The sequence below is a fragment of the Pseudarthrobacter sp. NPDC059871 genome, assembly GCF_042731175.1.
Taxonomy (GTDB): domain Bacteria; phylum Actinomycetota; class Actinomycetes; order Actinomycetales; family Micrococcaceae; genus Arthrobacter.
This window is the reverse complement of the sequence record NZ_JBHWJV010000007.1, coordinates 1-18,152: the sequence shown is the minus strand read 5'-3', so window position 1 is coordinate 18,152 and position 18,152 is coordinate 1. Positions and strand designations below refer to the sequence as shown.

The 18,152-nt window shown below is 66.6% G+C and carries 18 protein-coding genes; 8 read left to right on the top strand and 10 right to left on the bottom strand.

From position 1 onward, the window contains the following. The first annotated feature begins 84 nt into the window (after positions 1–84). Positions 85–1,536, top strand: a complete 1,452-nt coding sequence (locus ACFV4R_RS10775) for an SDR family NAD(P)-dependent oxidoreductase (protein ID WP_377203627.1) — start codon at positions 85–87, stop codon at positions 1,534–1,536. 18 nt (positions 1,537–1,554) lie between these two features. Then, complete coding sequence (locus ACFV4R_RS10770) at positions 1,555–2,022, top strand: pyridoxamine 5'-phosphate oxidase family protein (RefSeq protein WP_377203628.1); 468 nt, start codon at positions 1,555–1,557, stop codon at positions 2,020–2,022. 36 nt (positions 2,023–2,058) lie between these two features. Here ACFV4R_RS10770 and ACFV4R_RS10765 read toward each other — a convergent pair whose 3' ends face one another. The 3 genes from ACFV4R_RS10765 to ACFV4R_RS10755 are packed head-to-tail and all read right to left on the bottom strand — an operon-like array spanning position 2,059 to position 5,447. Next, positions 2,059–2,910, bottom strand: coding sequence for a transglutaminase N-terminal domain-containing protein (locus tag ACFV4R_RS10765; RefSeq protein WP_377203629.1), 852 nt, complete (start codon positions 2,908–2,910; stop codon positions 2,059–2,061). Beyond that, complete coding sequence (locus ACFV4R_RS10760) at positions 2,907–3,833, bottom strand: alpha-E domain-containing protein (protein ID WP_015937078.1); 927 nt, start codon at positions 3,831–3,833, stop codon at positions 2,907–2,909. The genes ACFV4R_RS10765 and ACFV4R_RS10760 overlap by 4 nt, the downstream gene beginning before the upstream one ends. A 57-nt stretch (positions 3,834–3,890) precedes the next feature. Further along, a complete protein-coding gene (locus ACFV4R_RS10755) occupies positions 3,891–5,447 on the bottom strand; it encodes a circularly permuted type 2 ATP-grasp protein (RefSeq protein ID WP_015937077.1) in 1,557 nt (518 codons plus the stop codon). 113 nt (positions 5,448–5,560) lie between these two features. Here ACFV4R_RS10755 and ACFV4R_RS10750 point away from each other — a divergent pair, with 113 nt between their 5' ends. Both ACFV4R_RS10750 and pepN read left to right on the top strand, forming a co-directional pair. Next, entirely contained in the window at positions 5,561–6,604 is a 1,044-nt protein-coding gene (locus ACFV4R_RS10750; protein ID WP_377203630.1) for a YeiH family protein, read from the top strand. A 53-nt stretch (positions 6,605–6,657) separates the two neighbouring features. Further along, the gene (gene pepN, locus ACFV4R_RS10745) at positions 6,658–9,306 is read left to right on the top strand and encodes an aminopeptidase N (protein ID WP_377203631.1); all 2,649 of its coding nucleotides are present in this window, start codon (positions 6,658–6,660) and stop codon (positions 9,304–9,306) included. Positions 9,307–9,373: 67 nt separating this feature from the next. Here pepN and ACFV4R_RS10740 read toward each other — a convergent pair whose 3' ends face one another. The 5 genes from ACFV4R_RS10740 to ACFV4R_RS10720 all read right to left on the bottom strand — a co-directional run bounded on the left by ACFV4R_RS10740 (position 9,374) and on the right by ACFV4R_RS10720 (position 13,419). Beyond that, the gene (locus ACFV4R_RS10740) at positions 9,374–10,471 is read right to left on the bottom strand and encodes a biotin/lipoate A/B protein ligase family protein (RefSeq protein WP_377203632.1); all 1,098 of its coding nucleotides are present in this window, start codon (positions 10,469–10,471) and stop codon (positions 9,374–9,376) included. Between the two features lie 109 nt (positions 10,472–10,580). After that, positions 10,581–10,838, bottom strand: a complete 258-nt coding sequence (locus ACFV4R_RS10735; RefSeq protein ID WP_015937073.1) for a type B 50S ribosomal protein L31 — start codon at positions 10,836–10,838, stop codon at positions 10,581–10,583. 171 nt (positions 10,839–11,009) lie between these two features. Then, positions 11,010–11,819, bottom strand: a complete 810-nt coding sequence (locus ACFV4R_RS10730) for a TrmH family RNA methyltransferase (protein ID WP_377203633.1) — start codon at positions 11,817–11,819, stop codon at positions 11,010–11,012. Positions 11,820–11,826: 7 nt separating this feature from the next. Continuing rightward, positions 11,827–12,612: a sulfite exporter TauE/SafE family protein gene (locus ACFV4R_RS10725; RefSeq protein ID WP_091720171.1), complete on the bottom strand. Its 786-nt coding sequence runs from the start codon at positions 12,610–12,612 to the stop codon at positions 11,827–11,829. 21 nt (positions 12,613–12,633) lie between these two features. Further along, the gene (locus ACFV4R_RS10720; protein ID WP_377203634.1) at positions 12,634–13,419 is read right to left on the bottom strand and encodes an ABC transporter ATP-binding protein; all 786 of its coding nucleotides are present in this window, start codon (positions 13,417–13,419) and stop codon (positions 12,634–12,636) included. A gap of 143 nt (positions 13,420–13,562) precedes the next feature. Between ACFV4R_RS10720 and serB the strand changes: the two genes are divergently transcribed. Next, complete coding sequence (gene serB / locus ACFV4R_RS10715; RefSeq protein WP_377203635.1) at positions 13,563–14,456, top strand: phosphoserine phosphatase SerB; 894 nt, start codon at positions 13,563–13,565, stop codon at positions 14,454–14,456. Between the two features lie 72 nt (positions 14,457–14,528). Here serB and ACFV4R_RS10710 read toward each other — a convergent pair whose 3' ends face one another. After that, positions 14,529–15,281, bottom strand: a complete 753-nt coding sequence (locus tag ACFV4R_RS10710) for an SDR family oxidoreductase (RefSeq protein ID WP_091720162.1) — start codon at positions 15,279–15,281, stop codon at positions 14,529–14,531. Between the two features lie 136 nt (positions 15,282–15,417). Further along, a complete protein-coding gene (fabG, locus tag ACFV4R_RS10705) occupies positions 15,418–16,143 on the bottom strand; it encodes a 3-oxoacyl-ACP reductase FabG (protein WP_377203636.1) in 726 nt (241 codons plus the stop codon). 152 nt (positions 16,144–16,295) lie between these two features. Between fabG and ACFV4R_RS10700 the strand changes: the two genes are divergently transcribed. Genes ACFV4R_RS10700 through ACFV4R_RS10690 form a run of 3 tightly spaced genes read left to right on the top strand, consistent with a single transcriptional unit; the run spans position 16,296 to position 17,866 of the window. Further along, positions 16,296–16,730: a DUF3099 domain-containing protein gene (locus ACFV4R_RS10700; protein WP_377203637.1), complete on the top strand. Its 435-nt coding sequence runs from the start codon at positions 16,296–16,298 to the stop codon at positions 16,728–16,730. Then, positions 16,727–16,993 carry a hypothetical protein gene (locus tag ACFV4R_RS10695; protein ID WP_377203638.1) on the top strand — a complete coding sequence of 89 codons (267 nt, stop codon included), beginning with the start codon at positions 16,727–16,729 and terminating at the stop codon, positions 16,991–16,993. Before ACFV4R_RS10700 ends, ACFV4R_RS10695 begins: the two co-directional genes overlap by 4 nt. Further along, the gene (locus ACFV4R_RS10690) at positions 16,994–17,866 is read left to right on the top strand and encodes an SURF1 family protein (RefSeq protein WP_377203639.1); all 873 of its coding nucleotides are present in this window, start codon (positions 16,994–16,996) and stop codon (positions 17,864–17,866) included. The last annotated feature ends 286 nt before the right edge of the window (positions 17,867–18,152 follow it).

The window sequence follows — 18,152 nt, the reverse complement described above, 5'->3', positions numbered from 1 at the left end:
CTGGTCGAAGGACCGGCGGCGCCTGCACGGCGCCTCCGGTCCTTCAGTCATGTTGCCTTGTGTGCACGCTGTAAAATTGACCCAATGAGCTCTCCCGACCTGACCCCTGAGGAAATCCAGGCCTGCCTCAAGGTCCTGAACACCATCCACGTCTATGACGAGGAGCACCCTGACTACATCTCGGTGCGCCGGGCCACCGGCAAGATGTTCAAAGCGGTCAAGCGCCACCGCAGGGTCACCAAGCGCGACCTGATTGCCGACGCCGATCGTGCCGTCATTGCCCTGACGGCCACGGCCGCCCCGGACCGGATCGACGACGAGACGCGCGGAAACAAGCTCGCTACCTCGGCCACCGGCGAAGTAGCCGGCCACCTCATCCGCTCCCGGCCGTGCTACATCTGCAAGCAGCACTACACCCAGGTGGACGCCTTCTATCACCAGCTGTGCCCGGAATGCGCGGCATTCAGCCATAGCAAGCGCGATGCGCGCACCGATCTCACCGGCCGCAGCGCCCTGCTGACCGGTGGCCGCGCCAAGATCGGCATGTACATCGCCCTCCGGCTGCTGCGGGACGGCGCCCACACCACCATCACCACCCGGTTCCCCAAAGACGCTGCGCGGCGGTTCGCTGCCATGGAGGACAGCGCCGACTGGCTGCACCGGCTGCGGATTGTCGGCATCGACCTCCGCGACCCGTCCCAGGTCATGGCCCTGACAGACTCCCTCAACGAGGCCGGGCCGCTGGACATCATCATCAACAACGCCGCCCAGACCGTCCGCCGCTCCGGCAATGCCTACAAGCCGCTGGTGGATGCCGAGGACGAACCGCTGCCCGCAGCGCTGGAGCAGGCCAACGGCGGGCCGGAGCTGCTGACTTTCGGCCACGCGCACGACAAGCATCCGCTGGCACTCACAGGCACCGTCACCGAGCACCCGGTGCTCGCCGGGGATGCCGTGACGTCATTGGCACTGTCCACCGGTTCCGCCTCACTGGAGCGCATCGCCGCGGGAACGGCCATCGACGCCGGCGGCCTGGTCCCGGACCTGGCCACCATCAACAGCTGGACGCAGGTGGTGGACGAGGTGGACCCGCTGGAGATGCTTGAAGTCCAGCTCTGCAACGTCACGGCACCGTTCCTGCTGGTCAGCCGGCTCCGCGGGGCCATGCAGCGTTCCACGGCACACCGCAAATACATCGTGAACGTCTCCGCCATGGAAGGCCAGTTCTCCCGCGCCTACAAGGGAGCCGGACACCCGCACACCAACATGGCCAAGGCCGCGCTGAACATGATGACCAGGACAAGCGCCCAGGAGATGCTCGATACCGACGGCATCCTGATGACAGCCGTGGACACCGGCTGGATCACCGACGAGCGGCCCCACTACACGAAGGTCCGCCTCATGGAGGAGGGCTTCCACGCGCCGCTGGACCTGGTGGATGGCGCAGCCCGGGTTTACGACCCCATTGTCATGGGCGAAAACGGCGAAGACCAGTACGGTGTCTTCCTCAAGGATTACAAGCCCAGCCCCTGGTGAAAGGCGTATGCTCACGGCATGAGCAACGAGTCATCACCTGACGTCCAGAACCTCGAGCACCACGAATGCTGGGCCATGCTGCGCACCGTCTCCGTTGGCAGGCTGGCCGTTATGGCTGACGGCCGGCCGGATATCTTCCCCATCAACTACACGGTGGACGGCGGCACGGTGGTCTTCCGCACCGGCCAAGGCACCAAGCTGTCGGCCGCGTCCGGAGACGCGGCCGTAGCGGTGGAGGCCGACGGCGTGGATCCGGAGAGCGGACTCGCCTGGAGCGTGGTGGTCAAAGGTACCGCTGAAGTGGTGAAGCAGGCCGAGGACGTGCTGGACACGTCCCGGCTCTACCTCTTCCCCTGGCAGGCAGGCCGGAAGGACGCTTTCGTCCGGATTACCCCCGACTCCGTTACGGGCCGGCGGTTCAAGGTTACCGAGCCGATGACCTGGTGGACCCAGATCAGCAGCTCTGCCAAGTCCGCCCACGAGTAGGCACCGGCAGCGTGCGCGCGGTGCGCACGCCACCGGTCAGGCGAGTTGGGTGATCTCCACGCTAACGTTCAGGGCTGATCCGCCGCCGCCGGACAGGATGCCCTTGAGCGGCGAGACGTCCCGGTAATCCCGTCCCCGGGCCACGGTGACGTGGAAGTCACCGGCGGGCTTGTGGTTGGTGGGGTCCCAGCTTCGCCATTCGCCGTCCCACCACTCCAGCCACGCGTGTGACTGGCCGGCAACGGTCTCGCCCACACCAGCGCTGGAGCGCGGGTGCAGGTAGCCCGAAACGTAGCGTGCGGGGATCCCGCAGCTGCGCAGGGCACCGATGGCCAGGTGCGCGAGGTCCTGGCAGACGCCCTGCCGCTGGGTCCAGGCCTCTTCCGCGTTCGTGGTGACGGCGGTGGAGCCGGACATGTAGGTCATCTCGCCGCGCATCCAGGCGAAGATGGCCATAGCGGCCTCGTGGGGGTTCTTTCCCTCAACGACGCCCGGGATGATGCCCAGGACTTCGTCCCCCGGCCCGCTGAGCCGCGACTGCGGCAGCCAGTCGCTGTGGGTGTTGAGGGTTTCCGGCGATGCCAGCACGTCCCAGCCAACGATGTCGGATTCGGACGGGATTTTCCCGGCACGGTGGACCTCGACGGTGATGTTGGAGATGACCTCCAGGTGGTCGTGCGGCATCTGCATGTCGAAGGCCGTCACCCTGGTGCCCCAGTAGTCGCGGTAGGTGCTGACGGCGGCCTGCGACGGGGACACCTTGACCACCGATTCGAGGACCACCTGCTGGGAGTCCGTCAGCGGCGTCATCCGTGCCTCGTTGTACGAGAGGGTGACGCGCTTGTTGTACTTGTACGCCGTCCGGTGGACGATGCTCAGCCGGGTCATGAAACTTCTCCCACCCAGGCCAGTTCGTCCGCCTGATTGAAGTACTTACGGGAAATGGCGTCCGAGGCCTGGGACACAGCCTTCTGCACGCGTTCCATGTGTTCGGGAAGTTCGGACATGAGGTCGTCCGTCCGGTGGAACTCAAGGAATGTGCGGGCCTGGCCCACGATCCGGCGGGCGTCGTTGATGAAGCCAACGCGCTGCGCTGAGGGGTCCAGCTTGGCGAGGCATTCGTCGGCGTCACGCAGTGCGTACACGATGGAGCGCGGGAACAGCCGGTCCAGGAGCAGGAACTCGGCCGCGTGCTGGTCACCGAAAGCTGCCCGGCGGGTCCGAAGGAAGGATTCGTAGGCTCCGGCGCACCGGAGCATGTTCACCCAGGACATGCCTGCGGACAGGACATCCCTGGTGGACAGCATGCGGGCGGTCATGTCGGCCCGCTCAAGGGACCGGCCCAGGACGAGGAACAGCCAGCTTTCGTCGTGGCTGACGGTGGTGTCCGCCAGGCCGCTGACCATGGCGGTGCGTTCCAGGGTCCAGTTGCAGAACCGGTAGGTGCCCACCACGTCCTTGCGGTGCTGGCTGAGCCCGTAGTAGGTGGTGTTAAGGCTCTCCCACAGCCCTGAGGAGACCGTTTCGCGGGCACGCCGGGCGTTCTCGCGGGCAGCGCCCAGGGACCCGGCAATGGACGTGGCACTGGTCTTGTCGTACGCCAGGGCATGCAGCAGCTCGGGCAGGCCGAAGTCATCGCTTTGGGGCCTTGCTCCCATCACGGCCAACAGCTCCTGCGCCACGCTTTTGCGCTCCTCCATGGGGAGGTGGTTGAGCCGCTCCAGGTGCACGTCGAGGATACGGGCGGTGCCGTCGGCCCGCTCCACATAGCGGCCGATCCAGAATAGGGATTCGGCAATACGGCTAAGCATTCGCGGCTACCTCCTGCGGGGCCGAAACGGACAAGAAACGGTGCCAGGTGGGGCGGTTCACTGCTGCTGCTCCGACTGGCGGTCCCGCCAGTTGCTTTCCACGGGCCACACGGAGACCCGCTCGCGGACCGAGATGGACTGCCGCGGAACGGACTCGACGGGCATCTGCGGTGAATCGGCCAGGACCCAGGTGTCCTTGGAGCCACCGCCCTGGCTGGAGTTCACGATCAGCGAGCCTTCCTTCAGCGCCACTCGGGTGAGGCCGCCGGGGAGCACCCAGACGTTGTCGCCGTCGTTCACGGCAAACGGACGCAGGTCCACGTGGCGGGGGCCGAACTTGTCGCCGCTCAGCGTGGGCACCGTGGAGAGCTGCAGGACCGGTTGGGCGATCCAGCCGCGCGGATCGGCGATGATCCGCTGCCGCAGGGCGTCCAGTTCGTCGTTGGAGGCGTCCGGGCCGATGACCAGTCCCTTGCCGCCGGAGCCGTCCACCGGCTTGACCACGAGTTCGGCAAGGTTGTCCAGGGTGTACTCCCGGGCTTCCTTCTCCTCGAGGCGGAACGTATCCACGTTCGCGATGATGGGCTCCTCGCTGAGGTAGTAGCGGATCAGGTCAGGAACGTAACTGTAGACCAGTTTGTCGTCCGCGACGCCGTTGCCCACGGCGTTGGCGATGGTGACGCCGCCGGCCCGGGCCGCGTTGACCAGTCCGGGGCAGCCGAGCATGGAATCTGCCCGGAACTGGAGGGGATCCAGGAAGTCGTCGTCGATGCGCTTGTAGATGACATCCACGCGCTGCTCACCTGCGGTGGTGCGCATGTACACGCGGTTGCCGCGGCAAATGAGGTCGCGCCCTTCCACGAGTTCCACGCCCATCAGCCCGGCCAGCAGCGTGTGCTCAAAGTAGGCGCTGTTGAACACGCCGGGCGTGAGCACGACGACGGTGGGATCGTCCACGCCCGAAGGTGCGGTCTTGCGCAGGGCCGAGAGAAGCCGGCGCGGGTACTCCTCGACCGGACGGATGAGCTGCTGGCCGAAGGCCTCCGGCAGACCCTTGGCCATGGCACGGCGGTTCTCAAGGACGTAGCTGACGCCTGAGGGAACACGGACGTTGTCCTCCAGGACGCGGAAAGTTCCGGCCGCGTCGCGGACCACGTCGATCCCGGAAATGTGGACGCGGACGCCGCCGGCGGGTTCAAACCCGTGCACCTGGCGGTGGAAGTGGGCGCTGGTGGTTACGAGCTGGCGCGGGATCACGCCGTCGGACACCACCGTCATCTTGTCGTACACGTCGTTGAGGAAGGCCTCGAGGGCGCGGACGCGCTGCGCTACACCGCGCTCCATGACATCCCATTCGGCAGCGGGAATGACCCTGGGCACGATGTCCAGGGGGAAGGGACGCTCCTCCCCCGCAAAGTCGAAGGTGACGCCGCGGTCCAGGAAGGTCCGGGCCATGGAATCGGCCCGGGCGCTGACATCGGCCAGCGAGAGCTTGCGGAGCGCATCCGCCACCTGCTCATAGGAGGGGCGGGCCTGTTGCCCGGGGGCGAACATTTCGTCGTAGGCTCCGGTCCGGCCCGCGGCCTCGGAGTAATCCTGGAAGAGGTCTGACATGCCCAATAGCCAACCACCTTTTTGTTTCGAATTCATAAACGGCCTTCCATTGTGGCGTGTTGGCGCCCGCAGCCGGTTCGGACATTCCGGGCTCCGTCCGGCAAAGTGGGTGAGTGCCAGTCAGCAGAAGCTCCCCCGCCCCCGGCCCGGGACGCCCTCGGGGAGCCGCACGGCTGCTGCCAGGCCTGGCCGCTGCGGCAGTGGCCCTGGTGCTCGCGTTCCTCATCCACGCGCTGGTGCCGTCCCTGCCGGCGATGACCCTGGCCGTGGTGCTGGGGGTCCTTGCCGCCAACCTGCCGGTGACCGGAGGATGGACGGCCGGACGGGCCCGCCCCGGCCTGGACTTCGCCGGCAAGCACCTGATGCGCGGCGGAATTGTGCTGCTGGGCCTGAAAGTGGGCATCGGCGACGTCCTGGACCTCGGGTGGCTGGCGCTGGTGCTGATCACCGCCGTGGTCGCGGCAAGTTTCGGCGGCACGTACCTGATTTCCAGGCTGTTCAGGTTGCCGCCGGTGACATCGCTGCTGGTGGCCACCGGGTTCTCCATCTGCGGGGCCTCAGCCATCGGCGCGATGGCAGCGGTGCGGCGCATCCGCCACGTGGACACCGTCCTGCCGGTGGCTCTGGTGACCCTGTGCGGCACCCTGGCCATCGGCGTCCTGCCACTGCTGGTCCACCCGCTCCAGCTCAGCGCCGAGGTCTTCGGCGCGTGGACCGGCGCGTCCGTGCACGATGTGGGACAGGTGGTGGCCACAGCGCAAACCGCCGGCCCCGCGGCCCTGGCGATCGCCGTCGTCGTCAAACTCACCCGGGTGCTGCTCCTGGCGCCCGTCACGGCACTGGCCGGCGCGCACCACCGGATTTCCCTTCGCCCTTCCGGGGACGACGCCGGCCTGCCGCCCGTGGTGCCGCTGTTCGTGCTCGGATTCGTGGCCATGGTGGCGCTGCGCTCCACCGGATGGCTGGCGGACGGCTGGCTGGAGGCAGGGGCCATGCTGCAGGATGTGCTGCTGGGGGCGGCCCTCTTTGGCCTGGGGTCCGCGGTGCGGATCCGCACGCTGCTCCTGACCGGCGGGCGGGCCCTGCTGGCTGCGCTGGCATCCTGGCTGCTGATTGCAGTCCTGGGCCTCGCGGCCGCCCTGCTCATCGTCGGTTGACGTGCCGCCCGCGGCAGGCAATGGCGGCCTTTGCAGCGTGATTAGATAGCTGGGTGTCACATGAGAATCTGCACCGCGACGAAGCTGCCGGCCGCTCGGCCCTGATCAGCACCGCCAGCTACGACGTCTCCCTCGACGTCCGCCAGGCCGAAAATCCGGAGGCTGCCGGCTACACCACCCGCAGCGTCATCACGTTTACCGCCGCGGAAGCGGGCACGTCCACGTTCCTGGACTTCATTGGCAGCGGCGTGCACAGCGTGTTCCTCAACGGCAAGGGCCTGCCGGTGGAGGACGTGGTGGACGGTGCACGTATCAGGCTGGACAACCTGCAGCTGGAAAACCAGGTCACGGTCACCGGAACAGCCCTGTACAGCCGCTCCGGTGAGGGCATGCACCGGTTCGTGGACCCCGCCGATGGCCAGACCTACCTCTATACGCAATACGAACCGGCGGACGCGCGCAGGGTCTTCGCCAACTTCGAGCAGCCGGACCTCAAAGCCACCTACACCTTCCACCTGATGGCCCCGGCCTCCTGGCAGGTGGCATCCAACGGCGTGGAAACCGCCAGGACCCTGCTCACCAGTGACCCCGCCACCGCGCGCTGGGATTTCGCCAGCACCCTGCCGATGTCCACCTACATCACCACCGTGCTGGCCGGCCCATATTTCAAGGCTGAAGACCATTGGCATGGAACGCTGGAGGACGGCACTCACCTGGAGGTTCCGCTGGCGCTGTACTGCCGTGCCTCCATGGCAGAATCCTTTGACACCGCCGAGTTGTTCCGGCTTACCAAAGCCGGCCTGGACTTCTTCAACCGGCTCTTCGACTACCCCTACCCCTGGGGCAAGTACGATCAGGCCTTCGTGCCCGAATACAACCTGGGCGCCATGGAAAACCCGGGGCTGGTGACGTTCACGGAGAGCTACGTCTTTACCTCCCGGGCCACGGACGCCCAGTACCAGGCGCGGGCCAACACGCTGATGCACGAGATGGCGCACATGTGGTTCGGCGACCTGGTCACCATGCAGTGGTGGGACGATCTGTGGCTCAAGGAATCCTTCGCCGACTACATGGGCACCCTCGCCGTGGACCGGGCCACGGACTGGGACACCGCCTGGGTCAACTTCGCCAACAAGCGCAAGGCCTGGGCCTACGTCCAGGACCAGCTGCCCACCACACACCCCATCGTCGCGGACATCCCGGACCTCGAAGCGGCCAAGCAGAACTTCGACGGCATCACCTACGCCAAGGGCGCCTCAGTGCTTAAGCAGCTGGTGGCCTACGTGGGCTTTGAGGCATTCATCGCCGGATCCCGGGAGTACTTCCGCAAGCACGCCTACGGCAACACCACCTTGGCAGACCTCCTGGAAGCCCTAAGCTCTGCCTCCGGACGCGACCTGTCGGAATGGGCGCGCCAGTGGCTGCAGACTTCGGGAATTTCCATGCTGGCCCTGGAGACCGCCACAGCGTCGGCGCACGACGACGGCGGGCTTGGCTCGGCAGTCATCGTCCAGGAGGCCACGGACCCCGTCACGGGACGTGACGAGCTGCGGCCGCACCGGCTCCGGGTGGGCCTGTACGACTTCGACGGTGGCGGCGCCCTGGTACGGAGCGGCAGCATCGAAACGGATGTGGCCGGTGCACGGACGGAGCTCCCCCAACTGGCCGGGCGGCACCGGCCGGCCCTCCTGCTGGTCAACGACGACGACCTGACCTACGCCAAGGTACGGCTCGACCCCGTTTCCGAAGCCACGGTCCTTGCCTCCCTGGACAGGATCAGTGACCCCATGGCCCGTGCCCTGTGCTGGACGGCGCTGTGGAACTCGGCCCGTGACGGCGAGTCCCCGGCCGAACGGTACGTGGCGGCGGTGGCCAGCTTCGGTCCGTCCGAAACCGGGATCGGCGTGCTGCTGAACATCCTCGATAACGCCTGCACCGCCGTCGAACGCTACACTCCCGCATCCCGCCGCGATGCCGTCCGTGCTTCCTTCCTGGGCACCGCCGGCGCCCAGTTGCGGCGGGCCGAACCGGGCTCGGACCAGCAGCTCGCCTGGGCGCGCACGCTGGGAACGCTCAGCAGGCATGACGCTTCGCTGCTGCCGCTGCTGAGGGGGCTGCTGGACGGTTCTGAACAGGTGGCCGGCCTGGCCGTAGACGCCGAACTCCGCTGGCACTTCTGGCACGCCCTCGCTGCCCACGGCCAGGCATCCGCGGCAGAGCTCGATGCCGAACTGGCCACAGATACCACCGCCTCGGGACGGGCCGGCCACGCCACGGCCGGTGCTGCCCGGCCGGAGGCGGATGTTAAGGCGGCGGCCTGGGCCGAAGCCGTGGAGGGCACAGCGCTGTCCAACCAGCTCCTGACCGCGACCATCTCCGGGTTCGGCACCGCCCCGGCGGCCCTCATGGAACCCTACGTTGAGCCGTACTTCAGCTGCCTGAGGGATGTCTGGGACAGCCGCAGCATCGAGATCGCCAGCCGGATCGTGCGGGGCCTGTTCCCGTCAGACCAGGACTTGGCCGACGGCGCAGACCCCGGCGCCCACCCGGTGCTGCGCCGGACCGACGCCTGGCTTGAGGCGAACGCCGATGCTCCCCGTGCCCTGCGGCGGATTATCGTGGAACAGCGCAACCACCTGCTGCGGGTACTCACCGCGCAGGCCGCCGTCGTTGGTTCACCTCCGGCCCACCCTGCGCCGTAACGGCCACGGGTCGCTGCTCCGGGACTGACCGTGCGCAGTGACGCTGCAGGGCAGTGTGCGGAGCGGCTCAGGGGACCCGGTGCAGCCACTCCTCGGTGCCGAACTTGGCGGCCGCACGTTCCCGCGCAGCAGTGAGTTCGGCCTCGGTCAGCTCCGAGTGCGTGGCCCCGTACCGGCCCGTGAACACGTCCATCATGGCTTCGATGATGTCCGTGCGGGCCAGTCCGGTCTGGCGGCGCAGCGGATCGACCCGTTTCTTGGCGCTGCGGGTGCCCTTGTCAGAGAGCTTCTCCTTGCCGATGCGCAGGACGTCCACCATTTTGTCGGCGTCGATGTCGTAGCTCATGGTGACGTGGTGGAGCATGCCGCCGTTAGCCAGCCGTTTCTGGGCGGCGCCGCCGATCTTGCCTTGGTCCGTGGCGATGTCGTTAAGCGGGACGTAGAAGGCTGTCACGCCGATCTTCTCCAGCGCGGCCATCACCCAGGAATCGAGGAACGGGTAGGAATCGGCGAAGCTGAGCCCGTCTACCAGGGTTTGGGGCAGGTACAGGGAATAGGTGATGCAGTTGCCGGCCTCCATGAACATCGCTCCCCCGCCGCTGATCCGGCGGACCACCTTGATGCCGTGCCGGGCCACGCCGTCGGGATCCACCTCGTTCCGGACGGACTGGAAGCTGCCGATGACCACGGAGGGTTCCTGCCAGTCCCAGAACCGCAGGGTGGGGTTGCGGCGTCCGGCGCCGACTTCTTCGGTGAGGACCTCGTCAAGGGCCACGTTGATTTCGGTGGGGAGGACGTTGGGAGCGATGACGTTCCAGTGGTGGTCTGCCCAGGAGGTGGCCTTCGCCAGTGCGCGGCGGACGGTCACGGCCACGGCGTCGGCGGAGAAGCCGAACAGGGTTGCGTCTGCGGGCAGGGCAGCAGTGACCGCCGCTGCGAGGTCCGCGGCCGGGGTGGTTTCCGGTAGCCCAGTGAGCGCCCTGTTGATGGCCAGGAGGGCCTCATCCGGTTCGAGGAAGAAGTCGCCGCTGATCGAGACGTCGGCCAGGACGCCGCCGGCCACGGAAAGGTCCGCCACCACCAGCTTGCCGCCCGGGACCTTGTACTCGCCGTGCCGGCGGGGGTTTGTTGCTGCGTCCTGGTCCGGGGAGGTCATATGGCTCATGGTTTACATCCTGCCGTACGGCGTGCCTGCCCCGCCAACGGGCCGCTAACGCAAAGAAAGCCCGCACCGTTCCCGGTGCGGGCTTTCCGAAAAGCTATGGGTGGAAGAATTACTTCTTGCCGCCGAAGCCCTTGAAGCGTGCGTTGAAGCGCTCCACGCGGCCTGCGGAGTCCATGATGCGCTGCTTGCCCGTGTAGAACGGGTGGGACTCGGAGGAGATTTCGACGTCGATGACCGGGTAGGTGTTGCCGTCTTCCCACTCGATGGTCTTCGAGGAAGACACGGTGGACTTGGTCAGGAACTTGGTACCGGAGGCCAGGTCATTGAAAACGACGGCGGCGTACTTCGGGTGGATATCAGACTTCATAATGGGGCCTTTGTTCGCGCAGCTGGATTTTGCCAGCTGCCAGGTATGAATGGGATGGCCGGTTCCGCGCCGAAAGACACTAGAGGGCCAGCAGTCAATAATAGCGGATCACGGCGACACCTGCGAACCGCACCAGGGCATCTTTCCGGCCTTCACCTGCAGGGTCCCGGCTTAGCGCCGGGGGCGCAGTTCCCAGAACGCCACTGCAGACGCCGCGGCCACGTTAAGAGAGTCCACACCGTTGCGCATGGGGATCTTCACGGCGAGGTCGACGGCGGCCAGCGTGTCCGGGCTCATGCCAGCCCCTTCGGTGCCCAGGACCAGGGCCAGCCGGTCCGGATTGCCGGCCGCGACGGCGTCGACGTCCAGCGCATCGGGAGTCAGTTCCAGGGCGGCCACGGTGAAGCCGTGGTCCTTGAGGACCTGCAGGTCACCCGGCCAGCTGTCCAGGCGCGCCCACGGAACCTGGAACACCGTTCCCATGCTGACGCGGACACTGCGCCGGTACAGCGGGTCGCCGCAGCGCGGCGAAACCAGGACGGCGTCGATGTCAAGGGCGGCCGCAGAGCGGAAGATGGCGCCCACGTTGGTGTGGTCCACGATGTCTTCGAGCACCGCAACCCTTCGGGCGCCGGCCAGGAGCTCGGGCAGGGGCACTGGGTCAGGCCGCTGCATGGCGGCCATGGCTCCGCGGTGGAGGTGGAAGCCGGTGATTTCCTCCAGGAGGGCGGCTTTGCCGATGAAGACGGGGACGTCAGGATAAGCCTGGAAGACGTCGTCGAGGTCGGCGAGCCATTTCTCCGCCAGGAAGAACGAGCGCGGCTGGTGGCCGGCCGCGAGGGCCCGCCTCAGGACCCGGGAGGACTCGGCAATGTACATCCCCTCGCGCGGTTCGCGGAGCTTGCGGAGATGGACGTCAGTCAGCGTCGTGTAGTCGCTGACCCGCGGGTCGCTGGCGGATTCAAGGTAGTGGAAAGTCACCGGAAGACTATTTCAGGAGGTTGGCCACCATGACGACGAGCGCCACAATGCCCAGGGTGAAGATCACGCCGCGGAGGACTTTCGGGGAAAGCTTCCGGCCAACCTTGGCGCCGGCGAGTCCGCCGATGGTGGAGCTGACGGCGATCAGGAGGACCACCAGCCAGTTGATCCGGTCGAAGGCGAACAGCAGGTAGGAGATTGCAGCCACCATGTTGACGCCCAGGACCAAAAAGTTCTTCATGGCGTTGGCGTTCTGCATGGTTCCACTGAGGAAGACGCCCAGGATGCCTACCAGCAGGATGCCCTGGGCGGCCACGAAGTAGCCGCCGTAGACGCCGGCCAGGTAAACGAGCACCACCAGCAGCACGCCGTGGCTGCGGTCGCGGACGGCATGCTCCGGGTTCTGTTCGCGGTTGCGCACCCAGGACTGCAGCTTGGGCTGGAACATCACCATGAGCAGCGCCAGGACCAGTAGTACCGGGGCTACGTAATGGAAGACTTTCTCCGGCAGATGGAGGAGAAGCCAGGCGCCGGTGATCCCGCCGAGCAGCGAGGCCGGGAGCAGCTTCAGCAGCTGGCGGCCCCGTCCTGCCAGCTCGCGCCGGTAACCCCAGGCGCCGGCGGCAGTGCCAGCCACCAGGCCCATGGCGTTGCTCATGGACGCAACCACGGGGGTGATGCCCAGCGCGATGAGGACTGGGAAGGTCACCAGCGTGCCGGAGCCGACCACCGCGTTGATGGTGCCGGCCCAAAGGCCGGCGAAAAAGACCAGGATGCTGCTAAGAATCTCCACAGTAAGTGTCCAGCCCCGCCCTTAGCGGCGGGCGGTGGCGGCGTAGCGGCCGCCATTTTCCGTGACGTCCAGGGCCAGGCCGAACGTTTCACTGAGGTGCTTGTCCGTGAGGACCTCGGTGATGGGGCCGGCCGCCACCACGCCGCCGTCGCGCAGCAGCATGGCATGGGTGAAGCCCGGGGGTACTTCTTCAAGGTGGTGGGTCACCAGGACCATCGCGGGCGCTGCCTCGTCCCGGGCCAGTTCACCGAGCTTGTGGACCAGCTCTTCGCGGCCGCCGAGGTCAAGGCCTGCGGCCGGCTCGTCCAGCAACAGCAGCTCGGGATCGGTCATGAGGGCGCGGGCAATCTGGACACGCTTGCGTTCGCCTTCGGACAGGGTGGCAAACGTCCGGTTCAGCAGCGGACCCATTCCCCAGTCGTTCAGGAGGCGGAAGGCGCGGCGTTCGTCGTCGCGCTCGTAGCCTTCACGCCAGCGCCCGGTGACTCCGTACGCGGCGGTGACCACCACGTTGAGGACGTTCTCGTGCTCCGGGATTTGGGTGGCCAGCGCGGCCGACGACAGGCCGATGCGGGGACGCAGTTCGAAGACGTCGGTCCGGCCGAGGATTTCGTCGAGGATTCCGGCCTTGCCGCTGCTGGGGTGCAGGCGTGCCGCCGCGATCTGGAGGAGCGTGGTTTTTCCGGCTCCGTTGGGGCCGAGGATGACCCAGCGTTCGCCTTCGTTGACCTGCCAGTCGACCTTGTCCAGCAGGGTCTTTTTGCCTCGGACAACGCTAACGGAGTCCAGTTCCAGAACATCACTCATAGGAATAGACACTAGGACAAAAAAGTGGACGACTGATAACCGGTGTGACCGCTCCCCCGCCGCGTGTCCGGCCGCGGTGCCGGGCCGGTAGCGCTCCGCAATGAATACGCGGGACCATTCTTCCGCTGGCTAAGATTGCAGGCATGACTTCCAACGTGACTGCGGTCAGCTATGGCCAAAATCTGACCGACACCGGACTGGAGCAGCTGCGTTCCATCCTCGCGGAGCACGGTGCAGCTGTAGGAGCCGAATCCACGGCCGGCGACGACCGCTACCAGGTGCATGTCACAGAACTGGAACTGCCGGATGCCACGGAGGCCGGCCTGGCTGCGCTCCGCGGCGCCGTGGCCGGGACCGCCATCCCCGGAATGGACACCGCCCTGGTGCCCGGGGACCTGCGCTCGGCCAGCCGGAAGCTGCTGATCATGGACGTGGACTCCACCCTGATCCAGCAGGAGGTCATCGAACTCCTGGCCGCGTATGCGGGCAAGCGGGACGAGGTTGCCGCGGTCACCGAAGCCGCCATGCGCGGGGAGCTGGACTTTGCCCAGAGTCTGCACGCGCGGGTGGCCGTCCTCGCCGGGCTGCCGGCCGACGTCGTCGATTCCGTCCGTCACGAAGTGAAGCTCAGCGAAGGCGCCGCCGAACTCGTGGCCGCATTCAAGGCGGCCGGGCACCCGGTAGCCGTGGTCTCCGGCGGATTCAACCAGATCCTCGAGCCCATCGCAGGGGACCTTGGCCTGGACTACTGGCAGGCCAACGAACTGGAAATCGTTGACGGTGCCCTGACCGGCAAGGTCCTGGGGGCAGTGGTGGACCGGGCGGCCAAGGAAAAGTACCTGCGCGAGTGGGCAGCCGCCGAGGGGATCGCGATGGAACACACCATCGCCGTGGGCGACGGCGCCAACGACCTCGACATGCTGGGCGCAGCCGGGATTGGGGTGGCCTTCAACGCCAAGCCGGCCGTGCGGGCCGTCGCCGATTCTGCCGTCAACATGCCCTACCTTGATGCGGTGCGCCACATCGCCGGGGTCTGAACCGCCCGCGGGGGCTGACGAAAAGAGGTGCCCGGCGCAAAATGCGCCGGGCACCTCTTTTGAGTCGGTGGACTACTGGCCGCTCTTGCCGAAGTAGTCTGCGCCGCCGGCGTATTCCGTGTGGCCGGACTCGACGTCGGCGGTGGCCATTCCGGCCACCACCTGGGCGAACTCCTCCACGGAGTACAGCTTGCCGGCTTCGGCGCGGCGGGCCTCAATGGCGCCCGGCGTCGAACGGTCCAGCAGCGTGGCGGTGACGGTGCCCTCGATCATGTCGCCGGAAACCACCACCAGGCTGATGCCCTTCTCGGCGAGGTTGGGGATGAGTTCCCGCAGTGCGTCCTCACCGGCACGCTTGCTGCGGGCCACGGCCTCATAGGCGGGCATGGTGGGAACCGTGTTGATGAAGTGTGCCTGGTGGCTGGTCACGAAGACAACGCGGGAGCCTTCCTGCATCAGCGGCACAGCGGCGTTGAGCATGTTGAGCTGCGCGTCGCGGTTGAGCTTGAGGGCGTAGTCCTCCCCCATGCCGGTTTCCATGCCGCCAGAGGCGTTCAGGACCAGGACGTCCAGGGAACCGAAGTTCTCCATGGCAGCGGAGGCCAGCGCCTGCACGCCTTCCTGGGTGGTCAGGTCGGCGCCCACGGCCACGGCGCGGCCGCCGTCGGCCTCAATGCCCTGGACCACTTTGTTGGCGCGCGGTGCCTTCTGGCGGTAGTTGACCACGACGGCGGCGCCTTCGCCGGCGAGGATCTTGGCTACGTCAGCGCCGATCCCGCGTGATGATCCGGTGACGATGGCGGTCTTGTTGTCCAGCAGTCCCATCTGGGCTCCTTTGTTTGAAACGTCTAAAGTGAAGCGGCTCTGAACTCCATCATGCCAGCGCGACTTGCCGATTCCGTTGTCCGGGTTCCACAAAGAAGGGCCGGACCGCTGGTGGCGGCCGCGTGGGGTTCGAAGGTTAGTGCCCCATGCCCAAACCGCCGTCAACAGGGATGACAGCGCCGGAGATGTAGGACGCTTCGTCGCTGGAGATCCAGCGCACCACGTTGGCCACCTCGTCGGCGTCCGCGAACCGGCCGGCGGGGATGCTGGCCAGGTAATCCTTCTGGGTCGCTTCCGGGAGCTCGGCCGTCATGTCCGTGTTGACGAAGCCGGGGGCCACGACGTTGGCGGTGATGCCGCGGGAGCCAAGTTCGCGGGTCAGCGACCGGGCGATGCCCACCAGGCCGGCCTTGGACGCTGAGTAGTTGATCTGGCCGGGGGCGCCATACAGGCCCGAGACGGAGGAGATCAGGACCACGCGGCCCTTGCGCAGCCGGATCATGCCCTTGGACGCGCGCTTGATCACACGGAACGCGCCGGTGAGGTTCGTGTCGATGACTGAGGTGAAGTCGGTTTCGCTCATCCGCAGCAGGAGGGTGTCCTTGGTGATGCCGGCGTTGGCCACCAGTACTTCCACGGGGCCGTGGGCTGCCTCCACTTCCTTGAACGCCGCATCCACGGACGCCTCATCGGTGACGTCGGCCTTTACTCCCAGGATTCCTTCAGGGAGTTCCGATTCACTGCGGTAAGTAACCGCCACCTTGTCCCCGTTGGCCAGGAATGCTTTGGCGATGGCCAGGCCGATGCCGCGGTTGCCGCCGGTGATCAGGACGCTGCGGGGGGCGGTAACTGCTTCAGTCATGGAGGAACTCCGGAATTCTGCGGCGGGATGCACCGCGGTAGGAAGGTGGAATTTGGCTGCCTCCGATCTTAGCGCCCGGGCCCGCCCGGGTTTGGGTGCCACTGCCGATGGTGAGAGAATTGACGCAAGCCTTTGGAGCGTGAGAAACCACTGTGACCCTTGAAAACCACGCGGGACGTTCGGTGCCCGGAGAACCCGGCCGGTTCTCCGAGGACGCGGAAGTCCACAGCATTACGGATGCCGCGGAATCCCATTCCGAGGACATTCGCAGGCGCATGGTCAAGTACGCGCTGGCGATGGGCATCCGCATGGTGTGCCTGGTCATGATTTTTGTCCTGGACGGCTGGCTCAAGATCATCGCCGTGGCCGGTGCAGTGTTCCTGCCATGGATCGCGGTAGTCATTGCGAACGGCAGCGACATGGCTGAGGAGCACAGTGACGCGCTCCTGGATTCAGCGCCGCTGGCCGAGTTGGAAGCGCCGCCGCCGCCAACGGGTCATGAGGAACAGGGTTCCGAGGTGCTGCAGGGCGAACTTATCAATGACGACGACGAACCGGACAACGGAGAGGGGCGGCAGGGGCCGTGAGTATTTTTGATTTCGCCGCCGGAACCAGCCCGGCAGCATCGGACTCCGCTATCTGCTCCCGGAAGGCATGCCGCTCCGGAGCGTCCTGGCAGCTGCTGTGGAACAACCCCAAAATCCACACCCCGGAGCGCCGGAAGACGTGGCTGGCCTGCGAGGACCACCGCGGCTGGCTGGAAGACTACCTGCAGACGCGCGGCCTGTGGAAGGAAACCCTTCCCCTTCAGCCCGGCAGCACGGACAGCCTTTTGGAGCAGGACAACTGAATGTACCGTTTCCTCTTCTCCAGCAAATGGCTGGGTTATCTGCTGCTGGCCGCGATCTTTGCCACGGCCTGCGTGTTCCTGGGCCGTTGGCAGATGGACCGGCGCGCCGAAACCCTCGCCGAGATTAATCGCGTCGTCAGCAACTACTCCGCCACGCCCATTCCTTTCGCGGCGGCCCGGGACCAGTTCTCGCAGCTTGATCCCGCCAAGGAATGGACGCAGGTGCAGTTGCAGGGAACCTACGACACCGACGGCCAGCGCATCGTGCGCAACCGTCCCCTGAACGGCCAGCCGGGCTACGAAGTGGTGGTTCCGTTCAAGCTGGCCACCGGCGAAACGGTCGTCATCGACCGCGGCTGGCTGCCCATCGGCAACAACAACCCCGGCAGCCCGGACTCGGTCCCGGCGCCACCCTCCGGCCAGGTCACCGCTGTCGTCCGGCTGAAGCACGGCGAACCGGAGCTGCAACGCGGCGCCCCGCAGGGCCAGCTGGCGTCCATCGACCTCCCCACGTACGCGGCCCAGCTCGGCTACCCGGTGCTGACCGGAGCCTACGGCCAGCTGGCTTCGGAGACGCCTGCGTCCGCTGACATGCCGGTGGCTTTCCCGAAACCGTCCACCGAAGAAGGCACGCACCTGTCCTATTCGCTGCAGTGGTTCGCGTTCGGCGTGCTGATGTTCGTGGGCTTCGGTTACGCGGCTCGGCAGCAGGCCCGCAACGCGGCCATCGACGCCGAGGAAGACGAGGCCGAGTCAGCGGGGACCGTCCACGCTGCGGTGCCGTCCCGCCGTCGTACGGCCCCTGTGCGCAAGCGGAAGAAGGCGACGGCCGAGGAAGAGGAAGACGCGCTGCTGGACGCGCAGGGGTACTAGGACGTGGAGAAGCACGACGGCGGCCCCTTAGGCAGTTGCGGTTCTTCCGTCAGCTTCGCAACGTGCGTGATTTCCCGCGTGCTGGCTCGTTCCTCGCCTTTGACGCACGCTACATAAATCACGCACGCGGCAAGTCACGCGGCCGGGGGCGCGACGCGACCCCGGCCGAGGTGACGAGAGTGCAGGCTAGGTGTACTGCCCAGGCAGGTTGGTTAAGCGGCTGATGGGCGGATGGCCTCCGATTGCGGTGTGGGGCCTGTGGTGATTGTAGTGGTGCAGCCATGCC